6 protein-coding genes and 1 pseudogene are annotated in these 5,538 nt (G+C 63.2%); 3 read left to right on the top strand and 4 right to left on the bottom strand.

All coding sequences use genetic code 11. The features are described from left to right. Together EN939_RS19065 and EN939_RS19060 are read left to right on the top strand one after the other, a co-directional pair. Positions 1–539, top strand: a pseudogene (locus EN939_RS19065) (beta-ketoacyl-[acyl-carrier-protein] synthase II); the annotation flags it as partial. A gap of 93 nt (positions 540–632) precedes the next feature. After that, a complete protein-coding gene (locus tag EN939_RS19060; protein ID WP_127269244.1) occupies positions 633–1,448 on the top strand; it encodes an oxidoreductase in 816 nt (271 codons plus the stop codon). Positions 1,449–1,470: 22 nt separating this feature from the next. Here the strand turns inward: EN939_RS19060 and EN939_RS19055 are convergent, their stop codons facing one another. From EN939_RS19055 to speB, 4 genes are all read right to left on the bottom strand, one after another. After that, positions 1,471–2,118 carry an amino acid ABC transporter permease gene (locus EN939_RS19055; protein ID WP_127269243.1) on the bottom strand — a complete coding sequence of 216 codons (648 nt, stop codon included), beginning with the start codon at positions 2,116–2,118 and terminating at the stop codon, positions 1,471–1,473. Further along, the gene (locus tag EN939_RS19050) at positions 2,115–2,771 is read right to left on the bottom strand and encodes an amino acid ABC transporter permease (protein WP_127269242.1); all 657 of its coding nucleotides are present in this window, start codon (positions 2,769–2,771) and stop codon (positions 2,115–2,117) included. Before EN939_RS19050 ends, EN939_RS19055 begins: the two co-directional genes overlap by 4 nt. A gap of 6 nt (positions 2,772–2,777) precedes the next feature. Beyond that, a complete protein-coding gene (locus EN939_RS19045; RefSeq protein WP_127269241.1) occupies positions 2,778–3,584 on the bottom strand; it encodes a transporter substrate-binding domain-containing protein in 807 nt (268 codons plus the stop codon). 85 nt (positions 3,585–3,669) lie between these two features. Continuing rightward, the gene (gene speB / locus EN939_RS19040; protein ID WP_127269240.1) at positions 3,670–4,731 is read right to left on the bottom strand and encodes an agmatinase; all 1,062 of its coding nucleotides are present in this window, start codon (positions 4,729–4,731) and stop codon (positions 3,670–3,672) included. A gap of 207 nt (positions 4,732–4,938) precedes the next feature. On the opposite strand from speB, the gene EN939_RS19035 reads away from it, so the two are divergent. Continuing rightward, the coding region (locus EN939_RS19035; RefSeq protein ID WP_127269239.1) for a LysR family transcriptional regulator at positions 4,939–5,538 on the top strand (600 nt) is incomplete at its 3' end.

Raw genomic sequence — 5,538 nt, 5'->3', positions numbered from 1 at the left:
TAGCCGGCGTGCTGGTCATCGAGGCATTGGACCACGCGTTGGCGCGCGGCGCAAAGCCGTTGGCTGAGCTCGTCGGCTACGGCACAACCGCCGATGCCCACCACGTCACCTCCGGACCAGAGGACGGCGACGGCGCGCGCCGGGCCATGCAGATCGCGATTGCCCATGCAGGGATTTCGCCACGCGAGGTTCGTCATCTCAATGCGCATGCGACATCAACGTCAGTCGGCGACCTGGGTGAGATCGAAGCGATCAAGAGCGTGTTCGGGCGCGATTTCGCGATAGCTGTCAGCGCCACGAAATCGGCGACCGGACATTTGCTCGGAGCGGCCGGCGGGCTTGGTGCGATCTTCGCAATCCTGGCGCTCAGGGATCAGGTCGCCCCGCCAACCCTCAACCTTGGCGAGGCCGATCCGGCCGGCGACGGAATCGACTTCGTCGCAAACGCGCCCCGGCCCATGGAGATGGAGTACGCGATCTCCAATGGCTTCGGCTTTGGCGGCGTGAATGCCAGCGCCCTGTTCAGACGCTGGAACTAACCGGTGGCCAGACGCAGTCATGACCAACGCCCTTTGCCCCGGCCTCTCATGCTTTTCCCAATCCGATCCAACGCAAAGAAGGATATGATTTCCATGAACAAGACCAACCCTGGCGTCGCCCTGGTCACAGGGGCATCTTCCGGCATCGGGCGCGCTACCGCCGATGCCTTGCTAGGCGCCGGCTTTCGCGTCTTCGGAACCAGCCGTCGCGCGGCCTCCCGGCCATCCGCCGGCGTTACCATGCTGACCTGCGACGTGACCGACGACGCGTCCGTTGCGACAATGGTCGATGACGTTCTGGCCAAGGCCGGACGCATCGACCTGCTTGTCAACAATGCCGGCATGGGCCTGTTTGGCGGCGCAGAGGAGTCCTCGACCGCCCAGGCTAAGGTGCTGTTCGACGTGAACGTCTTCGGCGTCTTGCGTGTGACCAACGCGGTGCTGCCGGCAATGCGGCGCCAAGGGAAGGGCAGAATCGTGAATTTGAGTTCGGTGCAGGGGCTCATCCCCGCTCCCTATTTCGCACTCTACTCGGCGACCAAACATGCCATCGAGGGTTATTCGGAGTCGCTCGATCACGAATTGCGCCCGTTCGGCATCCGCGTTTCGCTGGTGGAGCCCGCCTATACCCGCACGGCATTCGAGGACAATCTTGCCGCCCCCGACCGGTCGCTCGAAATCTACGACTCCGCGCGTGCCGGGATGACTGTATCCGTGCGGAAATCGATGGAAAAAGGCGATGCGCCCGAAGTGGTCGCCAGCACCGTTTTGGCCGCGGCGACCGATCCTGCGCCGAAGAAACGCTATGCGGCGGGAAAAATGGCGCGCCAGGTCAGTTTCCTGCGTCGTTTCGTCCCCGCGTCCGCATTCGACAAGAGCCTGCGCAAGCAGCTTGGGCTGCCGGCCTGAAATCGAGCGCTGCCTTGGCGCGTCAGCGAGCAGCCGCCTGTTTCTCGAGCCTGCGGGCGTATTGCGTCAGCGGAAAGCACATGACGAAGAAGATCAGAGCCACCAGCCCGTAGACCTTGAACGGTTCGAAGGTCGCATTGTTGATGGCGTTGGAGGTCCGCACCAGCTCCTCGAAGCCGATGATCGAAGTGAGCGCGGTCGATTTGATCAGCTGAACCAGGAAGCCGACGGTGGGTGCGCGGGTGATCGAAAAGGCCTGCGGCAGGATGATCAGCCTCAGCTCCTGCAGATAGTGCAGGCCAAGGCTTGCGCCGGCGTCCCATTGCCCCAGGGGTAGCGCCGCGACGCCGGAGCGCCAGATTTCGGCGAGATAGGCGCTGGCGAAGAAGGTGAGGCCGAGCGCCGCCGCCGTCCACGGTTCGATGCGCAGGCCGAGCATCGGCAGCCCGAAGAACATCAGGAACAGCTGCATCAAGAGCGGCGTTCCCTGGAACAGGGCGATGTAGCCCGAGGCTATGCGCCTGCTCCACTTGTTTTTGGCGATCCTGAAGAATAGCACGACCAGGCCGACGATGCCGCCGCCGATGAAGGCGGCCAGCGATAGCAGCACCGTCCAGCGGGCGGCGAGCAGCAGGTTGCGCACGATGTCCCAGGAGGTGAACTCGATCATGATACGCCGGCTCCGAGCGCACGGCGCCCGCCTGACACCAGCAGCCGGCGCAAGGCCATCGACAGAGCGAGATAGACCAGCGTCACGACGAAATAGGTCTCGAAGGAGCGGAAGGTGCGCGCCTGCAGCATGTCGGCCTCGTAGGTCAGTTCACGCACGGCGATCTGCGACACCACGGCCGACTCCAGCATCATGATGACGATCTGGCTGGTCAGCGCCGGAAAGATCACCTTGAGCGCCTGCGGCAGCACGATCTTGATGAACACCTGGCGGGGCCGCAGCCCAAGCGCGAGCGCTGCTTCTGTCTGTCCGCCGGGCACGGCGTCAAGCCCGGCGCCGACGATCTCGATCGTGTAGGCCGCCATGTTGAGCGTCATCGCCAGCATGGCGGCCAGGAGCGGGTCGAGCCGGATGCCGAGGCTGGGCAGCCCGAAAAAGATGAAGAACAGCTGCACCAGGAACGGCGTGTTGCGCATCACCTCGACGTAACAGGCGATTGCCCGCTTGAGCAGAACCGGGCCGTTTCGTCGCCCCGCGGCACCCAGGATGCTGAGCAGCGTTCCGGCCAGCGTGGTCACGGCGATCAGCAGGATCGTCGTGGCCGCGCCGTGCGCGATGTCGCCCAGAGCACCCGGGAGCCAGGCAAAGGCCACGGAAACTCAATCCTTGAGGTTTTCGGGATTGAGCGGCGTCTTCAGCCAGGTTTTCGAGCTTTCATCCAGCTTGCCGTCGGCCAGCATCTTGGCGATGGCATCGTTGACCGCCTTCTTCAGGCCGTCCTCATTCTTGTTGAGGCCGATATGCGAGGGCGAGGTCAGAAGCTGGAACTTCTGCTCCGGCTTCAGTGCGTCCTGCTTGGCCAGCACCTGCGCGCCGACATCGTTGCCGACGACCATCAGCTGCGTCTGGCCGGAGATGAAGGCCTGGATCACCGAATTGTAGTTGTCGAAGCGCTTGATGTCGGCCGACGCCGGTGCTGCCTCGGTGAGCGAGGTATCTTCCAGCGTGCCACGATTGACGGCGATCGACTTGTCGGCGAGGTCTTCCTTGCCCTTGACCGTCAGAGCCGCCGGACCGATCACGGCGATGTAGTAGGGCGCGTACGCGGCGGCGAAGTCGATGACCTGTTCGCGTTCCTTCGAGTAGCCGACGCTCATCAGGATGTCGACGCGCTTGTCGTTCAGATACGGGATGCGGTTCTGGCCGGTGACGGCGATGGGGTTGAGCTTCACCTTGAGCGTATCGGCAATGTATTGCGCGACATCCATGTCATAGCCCTTGAGGCTCATGTCGGCGCTGGCCGAGGAGAAGGGCGGGAAATCGGCGAAGACGCCGACATTGATGGTGCCGGCCTTGGTGATGTCCGCCAGCGCATCGGCGCTTGCGGCTTGTGTGGCGAAGCCGAAACCGGCGGTGCCAAGCATCAGCACGGCGGCGATGGAGGCAAATGTCTTGCGGATTGTCATTGTTATTCCCCTGTCTGGACGCTTGTTTGTTGGATACGGCCGCCGGCTCCAGCGCGGCGGCCGCCTTCGTTCGGATTGGTAGAGGTCAGGATCCCTTGCCGGTGACAGCCGGGCTGAACACCATCAGGCTCAATATCTCGAACAGCACCTGTGCGGCGGCGTGCGCCGTGTTGGTGGTCGCGTCATATTGCGGCGCCACCTCGACGACGTCGCCGCCGACGATGTTGAGACCCTTGAGGCCGCGCAGCAGTTCGAGCACTTCGCGCGTCGTCAGCCCGCCAACTTCCGGCGTGCCGGTGCCCGGCGCGAAGGCCGGGTCGACGCTGTCGATATCGAAGGACACATAGGTCGGGCCGTCGCCGACTATTCTGCGCGCCTTCTCGATGATGGCCGGAATGCCGAGACCGGTCACCTCCTCGGCATGCACCACGGTCATGCCGGACTCGTAGGTGAACTCCCACAGATATTCGGCCGAGCCGCGGATGCCGATCTGGATCGTGCGCGTCGGGTCGAGCACGCCGTCAAGCACCGCGTTGCGGAACGGGCCGCCATGGTGGAACTTGGTCATGTCGAACAGGCCACTGGTGTCGCAGTGGGCGTCGATATGGATCAACCCGACCGGAGCTTTCTTGCCAACGGCCTTCAGGATCGGGTGGCTGATCGAATGGTCGCCGCCGATCGAAAGCGGGATGACGCCGGCATCGACGATCTGGTTGGTGCGCCGCTCGATATCCTCATGGCTTGTCTCAAGCCGGTAGCGGCTGCGGAACGGCGTGTCGCCGATGTCGGCGACCCGGAGCTCATGTGTGGGCGCGCATTCCAGCACGTGATTGTAGGGGCCGATGCGCTCGATGGCACGCAGCGCTCGCGGCCCGAAGCGCGAGCCTGGCCGGTTGGTGACGCCGAGATCCATCGGCACGCCGATCATCGCCACCTGCAAATCACCGAAATCCGGATTGTCGGCCGATATTTCGCGGTAGGGCGCGGCGAGGAAGGTCGGGATGCCTGAATAGGGCGCCAGCCGCGTGCCACTTTTGGAGAAGATCTTGTCGGCCACCTTGCGGAATTTCGGGTCGAACATCTCGCCGCCATGGCTTTCACCATATTTGCGACGCAACGCGTCGAGCTTGCCGCGATCGTATCCCATATCCGCTCCTCCTGGGCTGATGCAGTGCCGCCGCGGATGACGCCTGCGAACCGACCGTCATCCGGCCGGGCCGCTGTCCCGCTGGCTGCCTGCAGATTTCACGTCTTGATGCTGTTCCAGGTTCAGTGTCCGGCAGCGGCATTGAAAAATCAATTGATATTGTTAGGGTGTTTTCTGTGAGAAAATCTCACAATAAAGTTGATACCCATGACCAAGCGCCTGCCACCGCTTAATCCGCTGCGCGCCTTCGAGGCAACGGCCCGGCATGGCTCGCTGACCAAGGCGGCCATTGAGCTGAATGTCACCCATGGCGCCGTCAGCCATCAGATCAAGGCGCTCGAGCAGTCGCTCAGTGTCAAGCTGTTCGAGCGGGCCGGCCAGCGGGTCAAACTGACACCGCATGGCGCGGAGCTTCTGCCCGCGGTGTCGACAGCCTTCGACGGCATCGCCGCCGCCACCCAGCGCATGACAAGGCCGGCGAGCAGCGGCACACTTTCGGTCTCCTGCGTGCCGGCGCTTCTGTTGTTGTGGATGACACCGCGGCTCGGCAGTTTCATGGCGCAATATCCCGACATAAGGCTGACGCTTATCCCTTCCAACGATCCCAAGGATTTGCGGGCACCCACCATCGATGTCTGCGTGCATTATGGCGACGGCAGCTGGACCGATTGCTGGATGCGCAAATGGTCGGGCCTCGAACTGTTTCCCGTGGTCAGCCCGACACTGATCAACAACCGGCCGATCCGCAGCGTCAGGGATCTCGCCGACCATGTCTTCCTGCATGGCGATGACGGCCGCGAATGGCAC

Origin of the sequence: Mesorhizobium sp. M7A.F.Ca.CA.002.05.1.1, assembly GCF_003998335.1 — a bacterium.
In the GTDB taxonomy this organism is placed as follows: domain Bacteria; phylum Pseudomonadota; class Alphaproteobacteria; order Rhizobiales; family Rhizobiaceae; genus Mesorhizobium.
This window is presented reverse-complemented; position numbering and strand designations above follow the sequence as displayed.